This window comes from Shewanella waksmanii, assembly GCF_043643685.1.
Classification (GTDB): domain Bacteria; phylum Pseudomonadota; class Gammaproteobacteria; order Enterobacterales; family Shewanellaceae; genus Shewanella; species Shewanella waksmanii_A.
The window spans coordinates 473,486-495,468 of sequence record NZ_JBHZSN010000002.1 but is presented as its reverse complement, the minus strand read 5'-3'; the positions used below and the strand labels follow the sequence as shown (position 1 = coordinate 495,468).

The following is a 21,983-nucleotide window of genomic DNA, read 5'->3' as shown; positions in this document are numbered from 1 at the left end:
TGTTGTCGAAATCCAGCCTAGCAAAGCTAGTTGGCGAACATGAATAAAAAAGGCCGCTATATAAGCGGCCTTAACATTGGAGATACTCGTCAACTGACAGCGATAGTTAGCTGCGCTGTCTAGGTTTAGCGCCAGCACTTTTATGCTTACGCACTGCACGACGAATCTTGGCACTTTTCACTTTAGCACGAGCAACACTATGTTTATCTGTGCCTAAAAGGGTACGGTTCTCTTCTGGTAAACCCGCCAATTGGCGTAAATAGTTCACTTGTTCAATAGGTAGCTCAACCCAACCACCACGAGGTAGTGACTTAGGTAATTCAATCATGCCATAACGAATACGGATCAAACGACTTACTTGAACTTCCTGAGATTCCCACAAACGGCGAACTTCACGATTACGCCCTTCTGCAAGCGAGACATGCCACCATTTGTTCATCCCTTCACCACCGGCTGCTTTCACTTTATCAAAATGGGCTGGCCCATCTTCTAAAGTGACACCGGTACGCAAACGTTGAATAATGCCATCGGTTACTTCACCAAACGTGCGTACCGCGTACTCACGTTCAACCTCATGGGATGGATGCATTAATCGATTGGCTAACTCCCCATCTGAGGTGAACAAAAGTAAACCAGAGGTATTGATATCCAAACGTCCTACCGCGACCCAGCGAGAATCTCGGGTTCTTGGTAAACGATCAAACACGGTTGGGCGTCCTTCTGGATCCTTACGGCTACAAATTTCACCTTCAGGTTTATGATAAGCAATAACTCGGCAAACGATATCTTCTTCAGACTTAATTGATACTGCGCGACCATCGATACGAATTTTGGCATCGGATTCAACGCGATCGCCAAGTTTTGCTATCTCGCCATCAATACTAACTCGACCTGCAGCAATCCATGCCTCCATCTCACGACGGGAGCCATGGCCTGCACGGGCCAAGACTTTCTGCAATTTTTCACTCATTAGTAATAGACTCTTGTGTTATTGGGTTTGGCACGTTTTCAGGTTGCGGATTTGCCGCGACTGATTTAGTAAACAATGCCTCTAACGACTCAGGTTCGGTTAATGGCGGTAAGTCCGCTAACGCTTCTAAGCCAAAGTAGGCTAAAAATTCATTGGTAGTGGCATAAAGCGCTGGTCGACCAGGTACATCTTTATGCCCTACTATTTTAACCCATTGCCTGTCTGTCAGGCTTTTAATCGTATGGCTACTCACCGCCACACCACGAATAAACTCTATATCTCCCCGAGTAACAGGTTGGCGATAAGCAATGACTGCTAATGTTTCCAACGTTGCCCGAGAATATTTCGGTGCCTTTTCCTGCCATAATGTTTGCAGGTAAGGACTTAATTCGGCGGCGGACTGAAACCGGTAACCGCCAGCCACCTTAACTAATTGTACACCACGTCCTTGATAGTCATGTTGCAACTCCTCAAGCGCTTGTTTTACTTTTGCTCGCGATACAGCAAAAGGCACAAGAACAGATTCCATTAAATGTTTAATGGACACCGTTTTAGCCATGACAAATAAGCTTGCTTCTATCAACTGTTTCAGTTGATCGGGATTGATCTGCAACGCTTTACGTTTAGCCAATTAATTCGCTCTTACATGTATGGTTGAAAATGGCTCACTTTGCACGAGCTCAACTAACATCTCTTTGACCAACTCCATCAAGGCTAAAAAGCTCACAACTACGCCAGCTCTCCCCTCGGAAACATCAAAGAGTTTCTCAAATGGCACAAATGCTTCGCCTTCCAACATCGCCAGTATTTTTGCCATGCGTTCTCGGGTAGACAATGTTTCCCGTTGAACATGGTGATGCTCGTTCGCTTCAACCCGTTTTAACACCGCTGAAAAAGCCAAAGCTATCTCACCTAGTGATACCGTCGGTGGTAAAACCACGGGTTTAATATCGGGTGCAGGCATCGCTTTAGCCTGGAAATAATCGCGTTCCATCCGAGGTAATTCATCCAGCGACTGCTGCGCATGTTTTATTACTTCATACGCCTTTAGCTGCTTAATCAGTTGTGCTCGAGGATCTTCTTCATCCTCTTCATCACTGGCTTGCTTTGGCAATAATAGTCGAGATTTAATCTCTGCAAGCGTCGCTGCCATGACTAAATAATCTGCGGCCAACTCAACTCGGGCACCTTGAAGTAGATCGATGTACTCCAAATACTGCTCAGTGACCGGGGCAATCGCCAATTCGACAACATCTAACTTCTGCTTACGAATTAAATACAACAACAGGTCTAACGGACCTTCGAATGACTCAAGGAAAACCTCAAGTGCTTCAGGCGGAATAAACAGATCAGCAGGCAGTTGTTTTACCGCTTCCCCTCTCACAATCGCTAAAGGTAAACGTTGCTGTGTTCCCTGCATGCACTACCCTTCACCCATAGAAAACCGCGCTGCATCTTGCCAAAACCGCGACCTGATTTAGCCAAACGCGCGATTATACCCGTTTACTAGTATAATGGATAGCATTATACGAAAGGACTGATATCGCCGGCGCCTTCACGGATAACTTCAATATCACCATCAGACATATCAATCACCGTCGTTGGCTTTTCTCCTAAATACCCACCATGAATAATCACATCAACCTGATGCTCCAACACATCACGAATATGTTCCGGATCAGATTCGGTAAATTCTTCGCCTGGCAAAATTAAACTGGTCGACATCAAGGGCGCATCCAGTGCTTCTAATAAGGCCAAAGCAATCACATTATCGGGCACGCGAATACCAATGGTTTTCTTTTTAGGATTTTGTAGTCTTTTGGGGACTTCTTTTGTGGCTTTAAAAATGAAGGTGTAAGGCCCTGGGGTGTTGTGTTTTAGCACCCGATAGGCTTGATTATCAACCCGAGCATAATTAGCTAACTCAGATTGATCGCGACACATTAAGGAAAAATTGTGGTCGTTCTCAATTTGACGAATACGGGCAATACGCGTCATGGCATCTTTGTCACCTATCATGCAGCCCAATGCATACCCCGAGTCGGTTGGGTAAACAATTACGCCACCTTGTTTTATCACATGCACTGCCTGTCCAATCAGCCGTGCTTGCGGGTTCTCTTCATGTACATAAAAAAACTGACTCATGTTGTTCTCATCCAAGCTGTCATTATTATTTGCTGTTGCTTAATCACGCGTCGGCATTTCGCCACGTCGCATCTTGCCAAATCCATTGAACATCTTTTGGCCTAAATAGATTCTTACCTAGCTCTATCCAACTTCCAGGAAAGTGAAAATCACTGCCTAGTGATGCCGACAGACCATTGAGCTTACTTAATGCAATCAAGTTATTACGATCTTCTATACTCTGCTGTCCCAAGACAACTTCAATGGCATCACCACCGGATTCAGCAAACTCTCTAACCAACCTTTTTAACCATTTAGCTGATAATTTATATCCGCTTGGGTGTGCAAGCACAGCTACGCCACCAGCCTGATGAATAAATTCAATGGCTGTGGCCATATCGGACCAATTATTGGGTACATAGCCAGTTTTGCCCCGCGCTAAATACTTTTTAAACACTGCCGCAGGTGAGACAGCATAACCATTATCAGCTAACCAACGCGCGTAGTGACCTCGACTCAACGCCGCACCGTCGGCTAAACGTGTCGCCCCTTCAAAGGCACCGCTAATACCTGCTTTATCAAGTCTAGCGCCAATTTCCTCTGCTCGCGTTTGCCTTAATTGGCGTTGCTTAAGCAAAAAATCTTGTAGCCCTTCATGATCTATGGCGATATTCAGCGCCACGATATGAATATCGAAATTATGCCAGCGAGTGGAAATTTCAACGCCATTAATTAATTGTAGCGATTGTTGGTGTGATTGATTGTATTGGTGGGCTTCGGCTAAACCCGCGGTAGTGTCATGATCAGTAATCGCTAACACCCCAACACCTTTTTGGATGGCTCGCTCAACGATTTCACTAGGAGACAGTTGGCCATCAGAGGCCGACGTGTGACAATGTAAGTCCACGACTATAGATTCATCTATCATGGCCTTATTCTACTTGAGTTTGTTAATATAAACACTATCCCAGCGAACAAAGCCTTAATAATCTGCTACAAAATCACCACCAAATTCAGTTTTAGGCCATTTAGTTCCTAAATAGAATAATATTCAATTGACATCATCGGCTTGCTGAGGTTTTATATAGCCATCTAACAGATTTTATCTTTTACAGAACCAGAGCACAGCATAATGACCAAACAGTTTATCAACATCAATTGGTGGTGGCACTTCCCAACATAGCGGGTGGTGTGAATAACTGTGCTCATGTAAAAGAGACGAAATTCAACAAAAAGCCCGCACTTGATGCGGGCTTTTTGTTAACTAAATTTTACTCTACATATTGCCCGTGATTGCGATACCTATAATTGGAAGCGAGAGAAATAGATGACATTAGCTCAAGTCACAACGGTTAAGGAACGGATAGATTATCCCAATGATCCGCTCAGCCTTTATCAATTAATAACCCAAGATAAAGCGCACAGCATGCTGTTAGAATCTGCTGAGATAGAAAGTAAGGATAATATTCGAAGTTTAATATTAACCGACGCAGCATTATCCATTCGTTGTAGCGGTTATCAGCTCACCTTTACTGCGTTAACCAGTAATGGCGAAACCCTACTTGCCCCCATTGCCGATTTTTTCAGCGATGCGACCGTTGAGCTTAACGAGCGTGTTCTCAATATTGGCTTAAACAAGTCAACACAACCACTGGATGAAGACGCGAGATTAAAATCTGTTTCGCCACTAGACGGCTTAAGGGCCCTTATCCAACATATTGATTGCGGCGCTAGTCCCGAATTTGAGGACCTCTTTCTCGGCGGTGTGTTAGCTTATGACTTAATCGATACTGTTGAGCCTTTACCCATCGTAGCCGAAAGCGAAAATAGTTGTCCTGACTACCTATTTTATCTCGCAGAAACCTTAATTACGGTCGATAGACAAGCTGAAACGGCAAAAGTCATTACCCACCGCTTTTCTCATCAGCAAAATTGCAATCAACAATACGCTGAAGTACTCAACACTCGGGTTGATAAGATAAAACAGCAAGTCGCTGAGCTACCAGAGCCCATAGCACTACGCCCAATTGACGCTGAAGTTAACGTTAATATTTCCGACGCTGAATTTTGTCAGCATGTAAAAGATTTAAAAGAGCATGTATGTGCTGGCGATATTTTCCAAGTGGTCCCCTCTCGTAGCTTCAGTTTACCCTGCCCCAATACACTCGGCGCATATCGAGCATTACGACTCACGAACCCAAGTCCTTATATGTTTTATTTTCGCGGCGATGATTTCACTGTTTTTGGGGCATCGCCAGAAAGTGCGCTAAAGTATGAAACCCATACGAATCAAGTCGAAATTTACCCTATTGCCGGTACGCGCAAACGTGGCAAAAACTCTCAAGGTCAAATTGATGCGGACCTTGACAGTCGTATCGAATTAGAGCTGAGGCTGGATAAAAAAGAGCTCTCAGAACATCTGATGCTCGTTGATTTAGCAAGAAATGACGTGGCACGTATTAGCCAAAGTGGCACTCGCAAAATACCTGAACTGCTCAAGGTTGATAGGTACTCTCACGTTATGCATTTGGTTAGCCGTGTGACGGGACAACTACGTGAAGATCTTGACGCCCTGCATGCCTACCAAGCGTGTATGAATATGGGCACACTCACTGGTGCACCTAAAGTCAGTGCAGCTCAATTAATTAGAGGGGTAGAAAAAGCAAGGCGAGGCAGTTATGGCGGCGCTGCAGGCTACGTCAATGGATTGGGAGATATGGATACCTGTATCGTTATTCGCTCCGCATTCGTTAAACAAGGGATCGCCCATATTCAAGCCGGCGCGGGTGTGGTTTATGACTCAGATCCACAATCAGAAGCTGATGAAACCAGACAAAAAGCCCAAGCCGTGATTTCAGCCATCAAACTAGGAGGCGGACAATGAAGATCTATCTTCTTGATAATTTCGACTCGTTCACCTACAACCTCGTTGACCAATTTCGAAGCCTCGGGTTTGAGGTAGTGATCTACCGTAACGATGTCGATGCACAATTTATTGCAGACAAGTTATTGAGTGAGCTTACACCAAGCGCGTTAGTTTTATCACCTGGCCCGGGGGCTCCCCATGAAGCAGGTTGTTTGATGGAACTATTAGCGCTGGTCGCTGGTAAAGCCCCTATTTTAGGGATCTGCTTAGGTCACCAAGCAATTGTTGAGCACTTCGGTGGTAAAGTGGAACGCGCAAACAATGTCGTCCATGGTAAAGCAAGTCCCACCTTCCATAATGGACAAGGGGTTTTCAGCCAATTAGCCTCACCATTACCGGTTGCGCGCTATCACAGTCTGGTCGCCACTGAGGTACCTGATTGTTTAGAAGTCATCGCAACCACAGAGTCAATGCCAATGGCGATATCACATCGTACTCATAAAATCATTGGCTTTCAGTTTCACCCTGAGTCAATACTCACGACTTTAGGTAGCCAACTGTTAACCCAAAGCCTGACATATCTTACCGCCGATACATGCAAGGACCCCAACTCATGAGCCAGCAACAAACTATTTTAGATCAACTCTTTGAAGGGAAAAGTGTTAGTCGCGAACAAGCCAAGCACTTATTTACCAGTATCGTTAACGGTGAGATGCATGAGGCCACTATGGCCGGCATGCTAGTGGCGATGAAAATGCGTGGTGAAACCATCGAGGAAATCTCTGGTGCAGCCGATGCGCTAAGACAAGCTGCAAAACCTTTCCCAACACCTAGCACAGATACCCAGTCTCGCGGTATTGTCGATATTGTCGGCACCGGTGGTGATGGTCATAATACAATTAACATTTCAACCACAGCAGCATTTGTTGCTGCAGCAAGTGGCGCTAAAGTCGCTAAACATGGCAATCGGAGTGTTTCAAGTAAGTCTGGCTCATCAGATTTGTTGGCACAATTTGGTATTGATTTAACCATGTCGCCTGAAACAGCCAGAGACTGCCTAGATGATATCGGTTTGTGCTTTTTATTTGCACCGCATTATCACGGCGGTGTACGCCACGCAGTCCCTGTTCGCCAAGCACTAAAAACACGCACATTGTTTAATGTATTAGGCCCACTGATTAACCCTGCTCACCCAGAATATATGGTACTTGGTGTCTATCACGCGGATTTGGTAACCCCTATCGCAGAGGTACTACAGGCCCTCAACGTAAAACGAGCTATGGTTGTGCACGGCAGTGGCCTCGATGAAGTGGCCGTACACGGTGAAACCTTGGTGTGTGAGTTAAAAGATAATCAACTTAATCACTATCAATTAACGCCGGAGCAATTAGGTGTTGAAACCGCGCAGCTCGGCGATTTAACCGGTGGTACACCAGAGGAAAATGCCCAATTCACCCGTGACATTTTGCAAGGTAATGGCCAAAGCGCTCATCAAAACGCTGTGGCGGTGAATGCAGGTTGTGCCCTGTATGTTTCAGGTGTCTGTGACACACCTGCGGCGGGAACCCAACTCGCACTGCAAACATTAGCCAGTGGCAAAGCCTATAATCAATTACAACAGCTCGCTAACGCTAGCCAGCAATAATGGAGTCGCTCGTGGAAAACTGTGTAAGAACGACCACTGAAGTTAAACAAGCCAACGTGTTGACCAAGATCGTCGATACCAAGGTTGAACATATTGCTGCGCTAAAACAGCGTTTCCCAACGGAGAGCTTAAAGCCTCAAATCTCAGACAGAAGCTTGTACGAAGCTCTTAAAGCTCCTAATGCTGGTTTTATTTTTGAATGCAAAAAAGCCAGCCCATCCAAAGGCCTGATTCGAGAAAACTTCGATGTTGAGGCTATTGCGGATGTGTATGTCAAATATGCAGCAGGTATTTCAGTCCTCACTGATGAGCAATTTTTTCAAGGTGATATGGACTACATACCGCAAGTTCGCCAACGGGTGACGCAACCCATATTGTGTAAAGACTTTTTCGTTGACCGTTACCAAGTGCAATTAGCCGCACATCAGGGTGCTGATGCTATTTTACTTATGCTATCGGTACTGACCGATGAGCAATACCAACAGCTCGCCATAGAGGCTAACAAGTTCTCGCTAGATATTCTCACCGAAGTGAGCAATGAAGAAGAGCTGCATCGCGCCGTGGCATTAAACGCCAAGATTATTGGGATTAACAACCGTAATTTACGTGATTTAAGCACAGATCTAGCCACTACAGAGCATCTTGCACCTTTAATACCTAGCGACACCGTAGTGATCAGTGAGTCAGGGATCTATACCCACCAGCAGGTGCTCAGATTAAGCCCTTTGGTTGATGGCTTCCTAGTGGGTAGTTCGTTAATGGCAGAAGATGATTTGGATTTAGCCTGTCGTACCCTAACATTCGGCCACAATAAAGTCTGTGGATTAACTACATTAGAAAATGCCCAACACGTGAGTGAGTTTGGCGCTATTTATGGTGGGCTAATTTTCGCAGAAAAATCACCGCGCTATATTTCTCCACAACAAGCGCTTGATATCGTCACAGCTCACCGAGCATCCTCGCCAGCACTTCACTTTGTCGGGGTATTTGTTGATGAATCAGTAGAGAAAATTGCCGCTATCGCCAATGAGCTAAATTTATACGCTGTGCAACTCCATGGCAGTGAAACCCAGTACAGTATTGAACAATTGAAACAGCAACTCGCCAAGCTTGGCTGCCAAGCTCAAGTCTGGAAGGCAATTGCTGTGGATGTTAATACCAGCACGATAGATCAACTCTCACTACCAGACAATGCCGATCGCCTGCTTTACGACAGTAAGCTAGACACAGGTGATACGCAGCACTTTGGTGGCACAGGAAGCCGTTTTAACTGGCAAGCGTCACTGCCTAACAAAGCGCTATCAATGCTCGCAGGTGGCCTTAATACAGAAAACGCACAGCAAGCAAGTCAACAAGGTTTCTTGGGATTAGACTTAAACTCGGGTCTAGAAACGCAGCCTGGGCAAAAAGATCCCCAACAAATTAAAGCGGCATTTGCAGCAATAAGACAATATTAATTTACATGACGTGATTGCGAGTTCCATCGAAAAGGGACTCGCAATCACCTCAACCCAATTAGGACATGATCTATGACCAAGCTTGACCCTTATTTTGGCGAATATGGTGGTATGTATGTACCACAGATATTGATGCCAGCACTAAAGCAGTTAGAAGCTGCATTTGTTGATGCTCAAAATGATGCAGACTTTAAAGCGGAGTTTAGTGATCTGCTAAAAAACTATGCAGGTCGCCCAACCGCTCTTACTTTGACACGTAATCTCAGCCCTAACCCACTGGTCAAAATCTATCTTAAACGAGAAGATTTACTCCATGGTGGAGCCCACAAAACTAACCAAGTATTAGGCCAAGCTTTACTGGCAAAGCGCATGGGTAAGAAAGAGATCATTGCTGAAACCGGGGCCGGTCAACACGGTGTTGCGACGGCATTGGCATGTGCACTGCTTGATTTAAAATGCAAAGTATATATGGGTGCAAAAGATGTTGAGCGTCAATCGCCTAACGTGTTTCGAATGAAACTAATGGGTGCTGAAGTCATCCCTGTCACATCAGGATCGGCAACCCTTAAAGATGCGTGTAACGAAGCCATGCGTGACTGGTCAGCAAGTTATGATAAAGCGCACTACCTACTTGGTACAGCTGCTGGCCCGCATCCATTCCCAACAATCGTGCGTGAATTCCAGCGTATGATTGGTGAAGAAACCAAGCAACAAATTTTGGCTTTAGAAGGTCGCCTACCTGATGCGGTGATAGCCTGTGTCGGCGGTGGTTCCAATGCCATCGGTATGTTTGCTGATTTCATTGATGAAACAGACGTAAAGTTAATCGGTGTAGAGCCCGCAGGCTTAGGTATCGATACGCCAAAACATGGGGCACCGCTTAAACATGGTAAAACCGGCATTTTCTTCGGAATGAAAGCACCGCTAATGCAAGACCCTGAAGGACAAATTGAAGAATCTTATTCTGTCTCTGCCGGATTAGATTTCCCATCAGTGGGCCCTCAGCATGCCCATTTAGCGGCCACTGGCCGTGCAAGTTATGAATCAGCAACCGATGATGAAGCGTTAGAAGCTTTCCAAAAATTGGCGCGCAGTGAAGGCATTATCCCAGCATTAGAATCATCTCATGCTATCGCATACGCCTTAAAAATGGCGGAAGCCGCGACCGAAGAAACCATTTTGGTTGTCAACCTTTCAGGTCGTGGAGATAAAGACATCTTCACCGTATCAGATATTTTAGAACAACAGGAGAGCGGCAATGAGTAATCGTTATCAAGCAGCTTTTGCCGCATTAAAGCAGCAAAATCGTGGCGCATTTGTTCCTTTTGTCACATTAGGCGACCCGAGTGTCGAAGTCTCACTAAAAATCATCGACACTTTAGTGGAAAATGGTGCAGATGCCTTAGAGCTCGGTTTTCCATTTTCAGACCCACTGGCTGATGGACCCGTTATCCAAGGCGCCAATTTACGCTCCCTTGCATCGGGCACGACACCAAGTCAGTGCTTTGAAATGTTAGCCACAATCAGAGCTAAGTACCCGCAGCTCCCCATCGGTTTATTACTTTACGCAAACTTAGTTTATGCCAATGGTATTGATACATTTTACGCCAAAGCTAGTGAAGCAGGGGTGGATTCTGTATTGATTGCTGACGTACCTGTAGAAGAAGCGCAACCGTTTATTGACGCTGCAATCGCGCATCACATCGACCCGATTTTTATCGCGCCACCCAATGCTGACAGTACAACGCTTAAGCAGGTGAGTGAACAAGGCCGTGGATACACTTATCTATTATCTCGAGCGGGTGTCACCGGTACCGAATCTAAAGCGGGAATGCCTATCAATGATATCCTTGCAAAGTTAGCTCAATATGATGCGCCACCGCCATTGTTAGGTTTTGGGATAGCTGAGCCGAAACAGGTAAAAGCCGCCATTGAAGCCGGCGCAGCTGGGGCCATTTCGGGCTCTGCCGTGGTAAAAATCATCGAAGCACATCAACATGATGAAGCGAAAATGCTAGCTGCCCTGGCAAGTTTTACCGCGGATATGAAAGCGGCGACTTAACCATTAGCTTACGCCAACTGTGCAAACATAAAAATGCCTGATTCGTTCAGGCATTTTTATGTTTTATAGCTAACTAAAATAACGCTAAGCTTTGATCTAACCAACTATCTGCAGTTAAACATCGTGGCATACTGAATTGGCAATACATAAAAACTGGGCCAATTAGGATGAAGGGTACATCACTTAGTCGTCGCAAATTAACTATCGCAGGCATAGTGCAAGGAGTGGGGTTTAGACCTGAAGTCTATCGTATTGCATTGGCACATCAATTGAGCGGTTATGTATGTAACCATAGTGATGGCGTCACCATTGAAGTGCAAGGACCAGCTAGCAGTATAAACGCCTTTACTGACGCATTGCGGCATTCTCCCCCGCCTCTGGCGCGTATCGATCGCTTTGATTATGAAGACGTAGAACTACGTGCCAATTGCCATAAATTTGTCATTGAGCAAACCCTGGCTAAAAAAAATGCCATTGTTGTTGTGCCTACTGATAAAAGCTGCTGCGCTGACTGCCTAGCCGAGATAAATCAGCCTGATAATCGCCACTTTCAATACCCTTTTACCAATTGCACTAATTGCGGGCCGCGATATAGCCTGATCACTAACCTCCCCTATGATAGACCGCAAACTTCCCTGGCAAACTTTGGTTTATGTATGGCATGCCACGATAGCTATCATAACCCCCTTGACCGCCGTTACCATGCACAACCGGTTAGCTGCCCAACATGTGGCCCCCATTTAACCTTGCTCAATGCCGACGCTCAGCCTATCGCAGAAAAAACCGCAGCCTTGACCGAGTGTATTGGCTATATCAAACAAGGGAAAATTGTGGCAATTAAAGGCCTTGGCGGGTTTCATCTTGTCTGTGATGCAAGCAACCATGATGCGGTCGAGCAACTCAGAATACGCAAGCAACGACCCAGTAAACCCTTAGCAGTGATGGTGCCTGATGCATCCTATGCACAGCAATTAGTGATTGGCAATCAACAAGAGTGGCAGCAGCTCCAAAGCTTAGAGCGTCCTATTGTACTAATGCGTAAAAACGGTGATACCACATCGCTACTTAGCCCGTTAGTAGCGCCTGACATTGACAAACTTGGCGTATTTTTACCCTATACGCCACTACACCATCTACTCCTTGATGGCTTGGGCAGCGCGATTGTTGCCACCAGCGCAAATCTGAGCGGTGAACCCGTTATCATTGATGCCAAAGAGATATTTTCCAAACTCGGTCATGTGGTCGACTATGTACTTGATCATAATCGTGAGATCATCAATGCTTGCGACGATAGTGTGGTGCAACTTATCAACGATAAACCACAAGTGCTCAGATTAGCACGTGGTTATGCGCCACTGTCTTTTGCTATTGATAAGCCCATCAAGCAAACCCTATTGGCAGTCGGGGCTCAGCAAAAAAACACCCTTGCTTTTGCCTTCGACCACAACATTTTCGTCAGCCCCCATATTGGCGATTTATTCAGTGTCGAAGCTGAAGTTTATTTCGATAACACCATTGACACCTTCAAACGGCTTTATCGATTGCAGCCCAATTGGGTGATTCACGATAAACACCCAGATTATGCGCCGAGTAAATGGAGTGAGCGCTTGCAGCAAAGCCAGCCGAGTGTTAAACGCCTGTCACTACAACATCACTATGCCCATGTGTTAAGTGTGATGGCGATTAACCAAATCAGCACCCCGGTATTAGGCATAAGTTTTGACGGCACTGGTCTGGGTGATGACGGTAGCCTTTGGGGGGGCGAAGCCTTAATTGCCGACTGCCACCAATATCAACATATTGCTGGTTTGCAGCCTTTTAAATTAATTGGCGCTGAGCAAGCCATTAAAGACCCGCGCCGAGTTGTGATTGCGCTGCTACTTTCTGGCCGCCGCTCATTAGACGCACAATATCAATCTTTACCCTGTTTCAATGAATATTCGCCGCTACTCATCAACAACCTCTGCAAACTACATCAAGCAGCTAGCCATGGTGTTATGACAAGTTCCATGGGGCGGCTATTTGATGCAGTAGCCTGTGTATTAGGCTTAATCACTACCACGCAATATGAAGGCCAAGCTGGGATGTTGTTAGAAGCTGCTGCCAATCAGGCAACCCAAGCAACGCCACTGACGTTAAATTGCAGCAACGGCAAATGGAAAAGCGCCGATCTATTCCAGCAAATAGTTAAGTTATTAGTCAGTGAGCCACCAAGCAAGCAACTGACCAATAATATTGCTGCGGGATTCATGCAGGCCATCGGCCATGCAGTATTAGCTATTGCCCAGCAACATGCTCACCTACCGGTCGCACTTTGCGGTGGCGTATTTCAAAATCGCTACCTTAGCGAGTTTACTTTGACGCTTTTGCTACAGCAGCAAATCAACGTGTTAGACAGTGGCTTAATTCCGGTTAACGATGCGGGGATCTCGTTGGGCCAAATTTGGTACGGTATTCACAACCATAAAATAACGCCTGAATAAATTCAGGCGTTTTATAGAGATTATTAAGCAATCAATTAAGCTTCTTTTGCAGCTTCTAGCTTAGCTTTGTGATCAATCTTATGATCAGGCATGGTCTTAGCATCATTCTTCAGGTAGTTATCCATCCAACGCATCAGACGTAAATGGTAGTCATACTGAGCAGGTGCTTTGCGGTTACCGTGGCCTTCACCTGGGTAATAAACCAGACGAACTTCTTTACCTTGCACTTTCATGTAACGATAAAGCTCCATCGATTGTGCTGGGTGCACGCGCGGATCATCTTTACCATGCATAATCAGTAGAGGCGTCTCTGACTGACCCGCCCAGTAAATTGGGCTGCGCTCTAAATACCACTGCCACTTATCCCAAGGATAAGAGCGAGCATGCACTAAGTGCATCTCATTAGAAATATCTGTGGTACCAAATTTTGACAACTGGTTAGTCACACCCACAAACATCACACTAGCAGCAAAGTGCTTAGTCAACTTAGTCGCAGCCCAAGCAGAAGCGTAACCGCCGTATGAGCCGCCAGTGATACCCACTTTAGCACTGTCAACTAAGCCCATATCGACCAAGTGATCTTTAAACTCAACCAGATCGTCAAACTCTTTACCCGCGTAATCGTTTTGACCTAACTTAGAATAATCGACCCCTTTACCGGTACTGCCGCGATAGTTAGGGTAAAACACCGCGTAACCTTGCGCTGCACCTAACTGACCTGGACGAGAGTAGTTGGTTAACCAGCCGTCTTTATCATGACTTTCTGGACCACCGTGAACTGACATGATCAGTGGGTAACGTTGACCTTTCTTGTAATCCAATGGATAAATCAATACACCACCAATTTCTACGCCATCGCTAGCTTTAAACGAAATCGATTCTTGTTTGGCGAACTGTTTATCGGCCAAAAACGGGTTCGAGTCGCTCAAACGAGACGCTTTATGCTTACTGCCACGCAACATAAACACTTCATTTGGGTGTTTAGCCGTATTGCCTCTTAACGCAATTGTCTTATCTGATTCTGAGATACTTAGCTGCGACGCGATAAACTTACCTGGCTTAACCACAACTTTGTACTTCTCGCTGCCAGGTTTAATTAAACCAACCACCGAGTCGGTATCAATATTGGTGATAAAGTACAGCTCGTTTTTATTGTTTTTCCACTCAATATCGCTAATGTGACCCATATGATTTGGGATCCACTCAACAATCTTACCCGTGTTGGTTTCAGCTAAAAACAAACGTCCGGTAGCTGGGTCATGTTTATCTTCAGCGCCTAAAATTGCCACATACTTACCATCGTGAGAAAACTCTGCAGCACCAAGCTTACCTTCGGTCATGAATGAGGTCGTCACTTGCTGTTTGGCCACATTGACAATGTGCCATTGTGACTTCATATATTGATCGTCGATCAGCGCAGTAGGCTGAGTTTTAACCAATAGCTGCTCACCATCAGCTGACCACTGTACATCTGAAACAAAATCGGCAATATTCCAAGCAACTGGCGTTAGCGGCTTGGCTGATTGAGCTAAATCAATCACAAACAACTGCTTGTTTGTCAGGGCTTCTTCATAGACTTCAGCCATAAAGCCTAGCTCTTTTAGCTCTTTAACACTGCTGTCTTTCGCAGGTTTAGCGATCAACGCAATCTGCTTACCATCTTTGCTTAACGCATAGTCTGCAACACTAGTGTCTTTTAATGACAAGGTTTTGGTCGCTTGACCACCGTTAAACGGGATTTGATATAATGCGGTGTGCTTGTCATCACCCATTTTGGCAAGGAAATAAACCAAGCTTCCATCGGCAGACCACTGAATATTTGCAATATTAACTTGGCCAGTAATGTACGGACGCTCTACCCCTTTGTCATCGACAATATGCAGCTCAGCCCAATGCAGTCCATTTTCTTCTTTGTATAGTTCACGTGGTACATAACGCGTAAACGCCACGTTATCACCCGATGGACTAACTTTGGCTTGAGCAACTTGTTGTAGCCCAATCACTTCTTCTACTGTTAGACGATCAGCGCCCACCGCTGACACGCTAAACAATCCAATTGATAATGCAACGGCATGCTTAACCGCATTAAACTGTCTCTTCATAATCTAAGTAGACTCCAGTCCGTGTGTATGTTGTTATTGTTCTCTTGATCTGACGCCGCATTATAGGGTTAATCAATCCAAAACGTAAACAACTTCCTAACGCTACACATCTTATCGATTACTTATTGCAAACCTTTGTTATAAAAATGTTATTTTAATTGCCTGCGCATTATTGGAGTCACAGCTCGGCATGTGCAATTGAGATGATCCTTTTGCGTCACATAAACGTAAAACTAGATAGTTTCAATCAGCAAGAGGGAGCACTATGCATCCACAGCAACTAGCTAAAGCGTTTGAAAATAATCACCTTTATCCGGCAATCATCAATACCGCAGATGCCACTCATTACTTAGTCGGCGGTGCAGACCCACAGGGTAACTTTGTTCAATTGAGCACCAATCAACACGCTGCCACTCCCTGTTTGTCGTTCGAGCACGCCAAACAACTGCTGAGAAACTTAGGGGCTGAAGAGGCACATTTTACTCTGCATACGGCTTACGATGAAATGATTGGTGTGCCTACAGAACATTGTCTGACCACAATGAAACTCAAGTTATAGCAGTTAGTGACCAATGAAAAATCAACTCGATGTTACGATGGCGCTATGCGCCTATAATCAAGTCATCAAGCTCGGTGAGAAATCCGAGGGTGTTTATCACTATCAACACCTTCAAGCTTGGCATGATTTCGATGGCTACACCTGCTATTTAAGTGCCTATGGCGTCACCTTGACGCTACTTTTTCATGGTAAATATCAGCTGGAATATCAAAAGAGCGATCAGCTTAATGACTTTTTAACCGTCATTGGTAAGCTTGCTAGAAACCCAAGTAATACCAATCAGCATAAAGATGTGATCGCTCAGCGAGAATTTAGCGCTTCTGAGACAAGGCAACGAATGAAGGGCATAGTTACTCTACGTTCAAGTTCGTTTACACAGTATCAGAAGTGCTAAAACTCGCCCTTTGGGAGCTTTTTGGGCTGCCTACTTCTTCGTTGAATAACTTCCCAATAGAACCACTATTACTTAAGTTATTCGTCTCGAACTAGTTTGCCAAAAATAGCTCTGAGTAGATCACTTTCTTATGCCGATTGGTATAAGTGAGATCAAGAATGAACAAGGAGGATATCGTTGTTGAACATGAATTATAACAGACGCATTGAGGCCATTATCTTTGACTTGGACGGTACTTTAGTCAGCTCTTCGCTTAATTTTCAAACCATAAAGCAAGACATTGGCTGTCCAGCTGATAGCGACATTCTCAATTTTGTCGACAAGCTCAGTCCTGCTCAACACCACATGGCCAACGAAACCATTATGCAACACGAAATGGCTGATGCAACACATGCTAAGGCGCTCCATGGCGCACGCAGCTTACTGCGATTTTTACAAAGACAGAACATCCCTACAGCGATTGTGACCCGTAACAGTCGTCAAGCCGCAGAGATAAAAATAGAACAGTGCCAATTCAATATCTCACAACTTATCACCCGTGAAGATGCACTGCCTAAACCTAATCCGCAGTCGTTACTGTCGCTATCTAAACACTGGGACATAGCACCACAGCACATCGCTTATGTGGGTGACTACCTATATGATGTGCAAGCGGCCAACAATGCAGGTATGCAATCTGTATTGCTCACATTTGGCAGCGACAAGCCATATCAAAACCTCGCTGACTTTTGTTTCGATAACTTGCTACATCTGCACGCCTCGCTGGCTCTATCTCACACTCAGCAAGCACATTGCCAATAGGGGTGAACAAGATGATTAACATTGGCCAATGGCAGATAATTAACGACACCGTGATGGGTGGCGTATCCCGCAGCCAAGTTGACACGGTCAACCGTCAACTTCACTTTAGCGGTACAGTCAGCATTGCAAATAATGGCGGCTTTGCTTCCATCAAGGCCCCAATATCTATATCGCCAGTAAATAGTACCCCTGCTGTGCTAAACCCAAATAAGCCAACCATCAAAATTACGGTGAAAGGTGATGGCAACTGCTATCAACTTAGATTACAAACCTGCGAGTCAATATATGACTCGCCAAAAAATTATCAAAGTTACTTCACAACAGCGGCAAATCAGTGGCAACACTTTTATTTTAGTCACGAACAATTTGTCGAGAGTTACCGCGGTCAAGTGTTCCCACAAAGGCCACACCCAAACCTCGCGGCCTTAAGTCACATCGGTTTTCTAATTGCCAATCAACGTAACCAAGACTTTCATCTAATCATAGGCAATATTGAGCTGATTGATGCCAACCAAACCTTAAATTAACAGCCCGTTTTACTGACTGAGATTAAGCCTAAATTAAGATTAAAAGATATTGTGTAGCGTTAGTCATATCGGCAGCTGCAAGGCTTTGTACTGCGCTTCATGCATGTTACACTCGACCGCACTTTTTCTAGCTATAATCCCGATGAATCTATGAAACAATTGCTCGACTTTTTGCCACTTGTTGTGTTTTTTGCCGTATATAAGTTTTATGACATTTATGTCGCTAGTGGCGCACTTATCGTTGCAACAGCATTGCAACTGATCGTCTGTTACGCTTTATACAAAACCATCGAAAAAATGCACATTATCACTTTTGTTATGGTGAGCTTTTTTGGTGCCCTTACGTTAATTTTCCATGATGATGCCTTCATCAAATGGAAGGTAACGGTGGTCTATGCACTGTTTGCCATCGCGCTGGCAATAAGCCAAATCATCAACAAGCCAATCCTGAAAAGCATGCTAGGCAAGGAGCTCATTGTTGCTGATAAAATATGGGCTCATGTGACTTGGTACTGGGTGCTATTTTTTGTCGCTTGCGGACTTATCAATATTTACGTCGCATTTAGTCTGTCTCAGGAAACTTGGGTCAACTTTAAGGTTTTCGGCTTAACGGCACTTACCTTGGTAAATACCGTGATTACGGTCGTCTATTTATACAAAAACATGAGCGAAGAGCAAAAACAGCAGCTCAACAATAAATAACCAGCTAAGGGTCTACCCACCGCGCCATTGTGGCGCTTTACGTAAAAGGATTAAATGTTATGTGGTATATGATAGCCTCTCAGGACGTGGAAAACAGTTTAGAAAAACGACTGGGGGCGCGTCCAGCTCATCTTGCTCGGTTACAACAACTCACTGATGAGGGCCGACTCTTAGTCGCTGGCCCCCACCCTGCAGTTGACAGCGAAGATCCCGGCAGTGCAGGCTTCACTGGCTCTCTGGTCATCGCTGATTTTACCTCGTTAGAAGCCGCCCAAGCCTGGGCCGATGCAGATCCCTATATCGAAGCAGGGGTTTACGCCAACGTCACAGTAAAACCATTTAAACGTGTTTTGCCATAATCTTCAGGGAAAGGAATACAGCTATTCATGAAAATCGTCTCTTTTAATATCAATGGTATTCGAGCCCGCTTACATCAACTGCAAGCACTAATCGATAGCCATGCCCCCGATGTTATCGGCCTGCAAGAAACTAAAGTACACGACGAAGCCTTTCCAGTCGCAGATGTTGAAGCAATGGGCTATGAGGTACATTACCATGGTGGCAAGGCACATTATGGCGTGGCGATGCTATGTAAAAAGGCGCCAACCAAAGTCCAAAAAGGCTTTCCCACAGACAGCGATGATGCGCAACGTCGAATGATTATGGCGACGTTTGAACAGGAAAATGGACGTCCATTGACGGTAATAAATGGTTATTTCCCCCAAGGAGATAATATCCATCACGAGACAAAGTTTCCTGCAAAACGTCAGTTTTATAAAGACTTGATGCAATACCTTAATGAGCACCATAGCCCAGATGAAGACATTGCCATTATCGGTGATATCAACATCTCCCCAGTGGATTTAGATATCGGAATTGGTGAGCCAAACGCCAAACGTTGGCTTAAAACAGGTAAATGTAGCTTTCAGCCTGAAGAGCGTGAATGGTTAAAGACCCTGTTAGACTGGGGTGTTATCGATACCTTCCGTCAACTTCACCCGCAGCGCACTGAACGCTACTCTTGGTTCGACTATCGCTCAAAAGGTTTTGTCGACAATCGTGGTCTACGCATCGATGTTGTGCTTGCCACAGCCTCGTTGGCTGAAAGATTAATCGAGTCTGATGTTGACTACGAGTTACGTGGTATAGAAAAGCCCTCTGATCATGCACCGATTTGGAGCACATTTAAATAATCATACCCCTAATAAAAAAGGTCACCGCTAGGTGACCTTTTTTATTGAATCATCATGCCAATTTATATTGCCGTAAAATACCTTCCAGCTGATCTGAAGAAGCTTTCAAATCATCGGCCAGGATCACCGAGCGCTCAGATGTGGTTTTAATCGTTTCAGATTGACTACGTATTTCATTTAATTGCGAGGCGATATCGCGAGCAGACACACTCTGCTCTTCTGCAGAGGCGGCAATTTGAGAGCTCATATCAAATACATGATTGATTGAATCTGCCATGCTACCAATATCAGCGCCAACCAATTCAATTGCGCCGCGGCCTTGCTCTGCATCAGTGACAATTTCTTGTGTAATCGTCGACAACTTGCTCGAACCAACTTGCAGCCCCTCAATCATAGATTGAATTTCTACCGTTGCCTGCTGCGTGCGTTGTGCAAGCGTACGCACTTCATCGGCAACCACCGCAAATCCCCGACCTTGCTCCCCTGCTCTTGCCGCTTCAATGGCAGCATTGAGTGCCAACAAGTTAGTTTGCTCTGAAATACCATTAATGGTGGTCACCACGGCGCCAATTTCTGATGCATGACTTGATAACTGCTCCACTGAGCCGGATGCAGAATCGATTTGTGAAACTAACTTGGCAATACGCTCCATGGCATCAGCGATTCGTTGTGTACTCTGCTGTGCTTGTGCTGCGCTGGCTTTAGTATCTTCGGAAGTGTTAGCCGCATTACGCGAGACCTCTTCAATCGCTGCGGTCATTTGATCCATGGCCACGGCAACCGTATCTAAAAATTGGTATTGGAACTGAGTGAGCTCATCACTCTGCCTCGCTTGTTGATTAAACTCATGAGATGCTTTGGTTAATGTCGTTGCATTTTCACCAATGGCAGTAACCATTTCACTCATATTATCTGCGCTGCGATCAATCTCCCGAGCTATCATGCTGAAATCGTCGGTACCAAAAAAATTTAAGCGTTGCGATAAATCACCATCTGCTAGACGTTTGATGGCAATATACATGTCCCACAAACCGCCACCTAACGACGTAGAAATCCAGTAGCTCAATTGATACAAAGGCAATAGCCCAATCAAAACCAAATAAAACATCAGCCAAGCTTGATCATTTGCAGCTGACTCCCATTGACTGACATCCTGGCTCATGACCAAGTAGGCGCCGCTTTGGCCAACAGCAGCGCTGACCGTTACACCATCACCTTCACGGCGCTTTTGTTCATACTGAGAAAGGGTGAGTTGATTCATCGAGGCAAAAGCCGCTAAACCATCACTGTCTAAGTTAAGATTAGCTGCGGCTTTGGCGAATGAATCTACTTGAGACTGTGCCCGCTCAGCTGACTGACTGTGTGTGAGCTGCGCCACGTGATAGATATTCAGTAAAGCGATTGCAATACTTATCACGCTGACCATAGCGCATACGATAAAAAACTTGCCGTTGAGGCTGAACTTAATCATCAGCGCATCAATCTTTCTAAATTCAATCTGCTTCATAATGCCACCATTAGCTGTGGTTATAGAAAAGTGCTACCGCACACCACCTATAAAAAGATACTTAACGAGCAGACTCATCGACTGCGACGGCTTCACGACTAAAACCAAGCTTTTGGCTAAGCCCGACTATTTGTGTAGTCAAAATTGTCATGGCGTAACCAAGCAAAGCACCAATAAACAGTGGGGGTAAAATTGCGCCTAAATCTGCGCTGAGTGCAAAGGTGATACAGCAGCCAATGAAAGCACCTGGAATAAAGGATAGTTTGTTGTGGCTTGCTTGCAAGCACATAGCACTGGTGACAATACCCGTTAGTAAGTAACCTAGCCAAGCCGAACCAAAATAACTGCTGCCACTGATGACTAACCAAGCCCAAAAGACACCGGAAAGGTTAGTGAACCAGGTCATCAACACACCGTGAAACCCGCTCTTTGGCTGAGCAAAGAAAGTACTGCAAGCGAGAAAGCCAACCCAAGTGACTAAATGAAATGTATCCGCCACTCCCGCCCATAATGCGGCAAGTAATCCAGCAGAAACTGCAACTTGATATCGATGCTCCATAAATGACCCCTCTTATTATGGATACTTGCGTT

The 21,983-nt window shown here is 45.2% G+C and carries 22 protein-coding genes and 1 other annotated feature; of the genes, 14 read left to right on the top strand and 8 right to left on the bottom strand.

All coding sequences use genetic code 11. The features are described from left to right. Window positions 1–106 precede the first annotated feature (106 nt). From rluB to rnm, 5 genes are all read right to left on the bottom strand, one after another. The gene (rluB, locus tag ACHUFW_RS05010) at window positions 107–970 is read right to left on the bottom strand and encodes a 23S rRNA pseudouridine(2605) synthase RluB (protein WP_394201088.1); all 864 of its coding nucleotides are present in this window, start codon (window positions 968–970) and stop codon (window positions 107–109) included. After that, window positions 963–1,583 carry an SMC-Scp complex subunit ScpB gene (gene scpB / locus ACHUFW_RS05005; RefSeq protein ID WP_394201149.1) on the bottom strand — a complete coding sequence of 207 codons (621 nt, stop codon included), beginning with the start codon at window positions 1,581–1,583 and terminating at the stop codon, window positions 963–965. The genes rluB and scpB overlap by 8 nt, the downstream gene beginning before the upstream one ends. A gap of 18 nt (window positions 1,584–1,601) precedes the next feature. Beyond that, window positions 1,602–2,390: a segregation and condensation protein A gene (locus tag ACHUFW_RS05000; RefSeq protein ID WP_394201087.1), complete on the bottom strand. Its 789-nt coding sequence runs from the start codon at window positions 2,388–2,390 to the stop codon at window positions 1,602–1,604. A gap of 104 nt (window positions 2,391–2,494) precedes the next feature. Beyond that, window positions 2,495–3,115 carry an L-threonylcarbamoyladenylate synthase gene (locus ACHUFW_RS04995; RefSeq protein ID WP_394201085.1) on the bottom strand — a complete coding sequence of 207 codons (621 nt, stop codon included), beginning with the start codon at window positions 3,113–3,115 and terminating at the stop codon, window positions 2,495–2,497. A 43-nt stretch (window positions 3,116–3,158) separates the two neighbouring features. Continuing rightward, entirely contained in the window at window positions 3,159–4,022 is an 864-nt protein-coding gene (rnm, locus tag ACHUFW_RS04990) for an RNase RNM (RefSeq protein ID WP_394201083.1), read from the bottom strand. Between the two features lie 225 nt (window positions 4,023–4,247). After that, window positions 4,248–4,356 (top strand) — a sequence feature (Trp leader region). Between the two features lie 65 nt (window positions 4,357–4,421). On the opposite strand from rnm, the gene ACHUFW_RS04985 reads away from it, so the two are divergent. From ACHUFW_RS04985 to hypF, 7 genes are all read left to right on the top strand, one after another. Next, complete coding sequence (locus ACHUFW_RS04985; RefSeq protein ID WP_394201081.1) at window positions 4,422–5,978, top strand: anthranilate synthase component 1; 1,557 nt, start codon at window positions 4,422–4,424, stop codon at window positions 5,976–5,978. Continuing rightward, a complete protein-coding gene (locus ACHUFW_RS04980) occupies window positions 5,975–6,577 on the top strand; it encodes an aminodeoxychorismate/anthranilate synthase component II (RefSeq protein WP_394201079.1) in 603 nt (200 codons plus the stop codon). The genes ACHUFW_RS04985 and ACHUFW_RS04980 overlap by 4 nt, the downstream gene beginning before the upstream one ends. Further along, window positions 6,574–7,605, top strand: coding sequence for an anthranilate phosphoribosyltransferase (gene trpD, locus ACHUFW_RS04975; RefSeq protein WP_394201077.1), 1,032 nt, complete (start codon window positions 6,574–6,576; stop codon window positions 7,603–7,605). Before ACHUFW_RS04980 ends, trpD begins: the two co-directional genes overlap by 4 nt. 11 nt (window positions 7,606–7,616) lie before the next feature. Then, on the top strand, window positions 7,617–9,062 hold the full coding sequence (trpCF, locus tag ACHUFW_RS04970) for a bifunctional indole-3-glycerol-phosphate synthase TrpC/phosphoribosylanthranilate isomerase TrpF (protein WP_394201076.1): 1,446 nt from the start codon (window positions 7,617–7,619) through the stop codon (window positions 9,060–9,062). A gap of 72 nt (window positions 9,063–9,134) precedes the next feature. Next, window positions 9,135–10,328, top strand: coding sequence for a tryptophan synthase subunit beta (gene trpB, locus ACHUFW_RS04965; protein ID WP_394201074.1), 1,194 nt, complete (start codon window positions 9,135–9,137; stop codon window positions 10,326–10,328). Beyond that, entirely contained in the window at window positions 10,321–11,124 is an 804-nt protein-coding gene (gene trpA, locus ACHUFW_RS04960; RefSeq protein ID WP_394201072.1) for a tryptophan synthase subunit alpha, read from the top strand. The genes trpB and trpA overlap by 8 nt, the downstream gene beginning before the upstream one ends. Before the next feature lie 167 nt (window positions 11,125–11,291). Then, on the top strand, window positions 11,292–13,607 hold the full coding sequence (hypF, locus tag ACHUFW_RS04955) for a carbamoyltransferase HypF (protein WP_394201070.1): 2,316 nt from the start codon (window positions 11,292–11,294) through the stop codon (window positions 13,605–13,607). A gap of 35 nt (window positions 13,608–13,642) precedes the next feature. On the opposite strand, the gene ACHUFW_RS04950 is transcribed toward hypF, so the two are convergent. Next, window positions 13,643–15,709: an alpha/beta hydrolase family protein gene (locus tag ACHUFW_RS04950; protein WP_394201068.1), complete on the bottom strand. Its 2,067-nt coding sequence runs from the start codon at window positions 15,707–15,709 to the stop codon at window positions 13,643–13,645. Window positions 15,710–15,974: 265 nt separating this feature from the next. Here ACHUFW_RS04950 and ACHUFW_RS04945 point away from each other — a divergent pair, with 265 nt between their 5' ends. The 7 genes from ACHUFW_RS04945 (at window position 15,975) to xthA (ending at window position 19,885) form a co-directional block, all read left to right on the top strand. Then, window positions 15,975–16,268, top strand: coding sequence for a DUF6482 family protein (locus ACHUFW_RS04945; protein ID WP_394201066.1), 294 nt, complete (start codon window positions 15,975–15,977; stop codon window positions 16,266–16,268). A 13-nt stretch (window positions 16,269–16,281) separates the two neighbouring features. Next, a complete protein-coding gene (locus ACHUFW_RS04940) occupies window positions 16,282–16,662 on the top strand; it encodes a DUF3081 family protein (protein ID WP_394201064.1) in 381 nt (126 codons plus the stop codon). Window positions 16,663–16,848: 186 nt separating this feature from the next. Further along, entirely contained in the window at window positions 16,849–17,463 is a 615-nt protein-coding gene (locus tag ACHUFW_RS04935) for an HAD family hydrolase (RefSeq protein WP_394201062.1), read from the top strand. A gap of 11 nt (window positions 17,464–17,474) precedes the next feature. After that, window positions 17,475–17,990, top strand: coding sequence for a CIA30 family protein (locus tag ACHUFW_RS04930; RefSeq protein WP_394201060.1), 516 nt, complete (start codon window positions 17,475–17,477; stop codon window positions 17,988–17,990). 150 nt (window positions 17,991–18,140) lie between these two features. Continuing rightward, entirely contained in the window at window positions 18,141–18,692 is a 552-nt protein-coding gene (locus ACHUFW_RS04925; RefSeq protein ID WP_394201147.1) for a septation protein A, read from the top strand. 59 nt (window positions 18,693–18,751) lie between these two features. Then, window positions 18,752–19,051 (top strand): YciI family protein, encoded by a 300-nt coding sequence (locus ACHUFW_RS04920; protein WP_394201058.1) that lies wholly within the window; start codon window positions 18,752–18,754, stop codon window positions 19,049–19,051. Window positions 19,052–19,078: 27 nt separating this feature from the next. Then, window positions 19,079–19,885: an exodeoxyribonuclease III gene (gene xthA, locus ACHUFW_RS04915; RefSeq protein WP_394201056.1), complete on the top strand. Its 807-nt coding sequence runs from the start codon at window positions 19,079–19,081 to the stop codon at window positions 19,883–19,885. 52 nt (window positions 19,886–19,937) lie between these two features. On the opposite strand, the gene ACHUFW_RS04910 is transcribed toward xthA, so the two are convergent. Together ACHUFW_RS04910 and ACHUFW_RS04905 are read right to left on the bottom strand one after the other, a co-directional pair. Then, window positions 19,938–21,392 carry a methyl-accepting chemotaxis protein gene (locus ACHUFW_RS04910; RefSeq protein WP_394201054.1) on the bottom strand — a complete coding sequence of 485 codons (1,455 nt, stop codon included), beginning with the start codon at window positions 21,390–21,392 and terminating at the stop codon, window positions 19,938–19,940. Window positions 21,393–21,453: 61 nt separating this feature from the next. Then, window positions 21,454–21,951 carry a DUF1097 domain-containing protein gene (locus tag ACHUFW_RS04905; RefSeq protein ID WP_394201052.1) on the bottom strand — a complete coding sequence of 166 codons (498 nt, stop codon included), beginning with the start codon at window positions 21,949–21,951 and terminating at the stop codon, window positions 21,454–21,456. Window positions 21,952–21,983: the final 32 nt, after the last annotated feature.

Excerpts from the sequence above, each read along its gene's own strand:
- rluB (WP_394201088.1), bottom strand. The coding sequence starts at position 970 with ATGAGTGAAAAATTGCAGAAAGTCTTGGCCCGTGCAGGCCATGGCTCC.
- xthA (WP_394201056.1), top strand. The coding sequence starts at position 19,079 with ATGAAAATCGTCTCTTTTAATATCAATGGTATTCGAGCCCGCTTACAT.
- hypF (WP_394201070.1), top strand. The coding sequence starts at position 11,292 with ATGAAGGGTACATCACTTAGTCGTCGCAAATTAACTATCGCAGGCATA.
- ACHUFW_RS04920 (WP_394201058.1), top strand. The coding sequence starts at position 18,752 with ATGTGGTATATGATAGCCTCTCAGGACGTGGAAAACAGTTTAGAAAAA.
- ACHUFW_RS04980 (WP_394201079.1), top strand. The coding sequence starts at position 5,975 with ATGAAGATCTATCTTCTTGATAATTTCGACTCGTTCACCTACAACCTC.
- ACHUFW_RS04925 (WP_394201147.1), top strand. The coding sequence starts at position 18,141 with ATGAAACAATTGCTCGACTTTTTGCCACTTGTTGTGTTTTTTGCCGTA.
- ACHUFW_RS04985 (WP_394201081.1), top strand. The coding sequence starts at position 4,422 with ATGACATTAGCTCAAGTCACAACGGTTAAGGAACGGATAGATTATCCC.
- ACHUFW_RS04930 (WP_394201060.1), top strand. The coding sequence starts at position 17,475 with ATGATTAACATTGGCCAATGGCAGATAATTAACGACACCGTGATGGGT.
- ACHUFW_RS04940 (WP_394201064.1), top strand. The coding sequence starts at position 16,282 with ATGAAAAATCAACTCGATGTTACGATGGCGCTATGCGCCTATAATCAA.
- trpA (WP_394201072.1), top strand. The coding sequence starts at position 10,321 with ATGAGTAATCGTTATCAAGCAGCTTTTGCCGCATTAAAGCAGCAAAAT.
- rnm (WP_394201083.1), bottom strand. The coding sequence starts at position 4,022 with ATGATAGATGAATCTATAGTCGTGGACTTACATTGTCACACGTCGGCC.
- ACHUFW_RS04945 (WP_394201066.1), top strand. The coding sequence starts at position 15,975 with ATGCATCCACAGCAACTAGCTAAAGCGTTTGAAAATAATCACCTTTAT.
- ACHUFW_RS04905 (WP_394201052.1), bottom strand. The coding sequence starts at position 21,951 with ATGGAGCATCGATATCAAGTTGCAGTTTCTGCTGGATTACTTGCCGCA.
- trpB (WP_394201074.1), top strand. The coding sequence starts at position 9,135 with ATGACCAAGCTTGACCCTTATTTTGGCGAATATGGTGGTATGTATGTA.
- ACHUFW_RS04935 (WP_394201062.1), top strand. The coding sequence starts at position 16,849 with ATGAATTATAACAGACGCATTGAGGCCATTATCTTTGACTTGGACGGT.
- ACHUFW_RS04950 (WP_394201068.1), bottom strand. The coding sequence starts at position 15,709 with ATGAAGAGACAGTTTAATGCGGTTAAGCATGCCGTTGCATTATCAATT.
- ACHUFW_RS04910 (WP_394201054.1), bottom strand. The coding sequence starts at position 21,392 with ATGAAGCAGATTGAATTTAGAAAGATTGATGCGCTGATGATTAAGTTC.
- trpD (WP_394201077.1), top strand. The coding sequence starts at position 6,574 with ATGAGCCAGCAACAAACTATTTTAGATCAACTCTTTGAAGGGAAAAGT.
- ACHUFW_RS04995 (WP_394201085.1), bottom strand. The coding sequence starts at position 3,115 with ATGAGTCAGTTTTTTTATGTACATGAAGAGAACCCGCAAGCACGGCTG.
- ACHUFW_RS05000 (WP_394201087.1), bottom strand. The coding sequence starts at position 2,390 with ATGCAGGGAACACAGCAACGTTTACCTTTAGCGATTGTGAGAGGGGAA.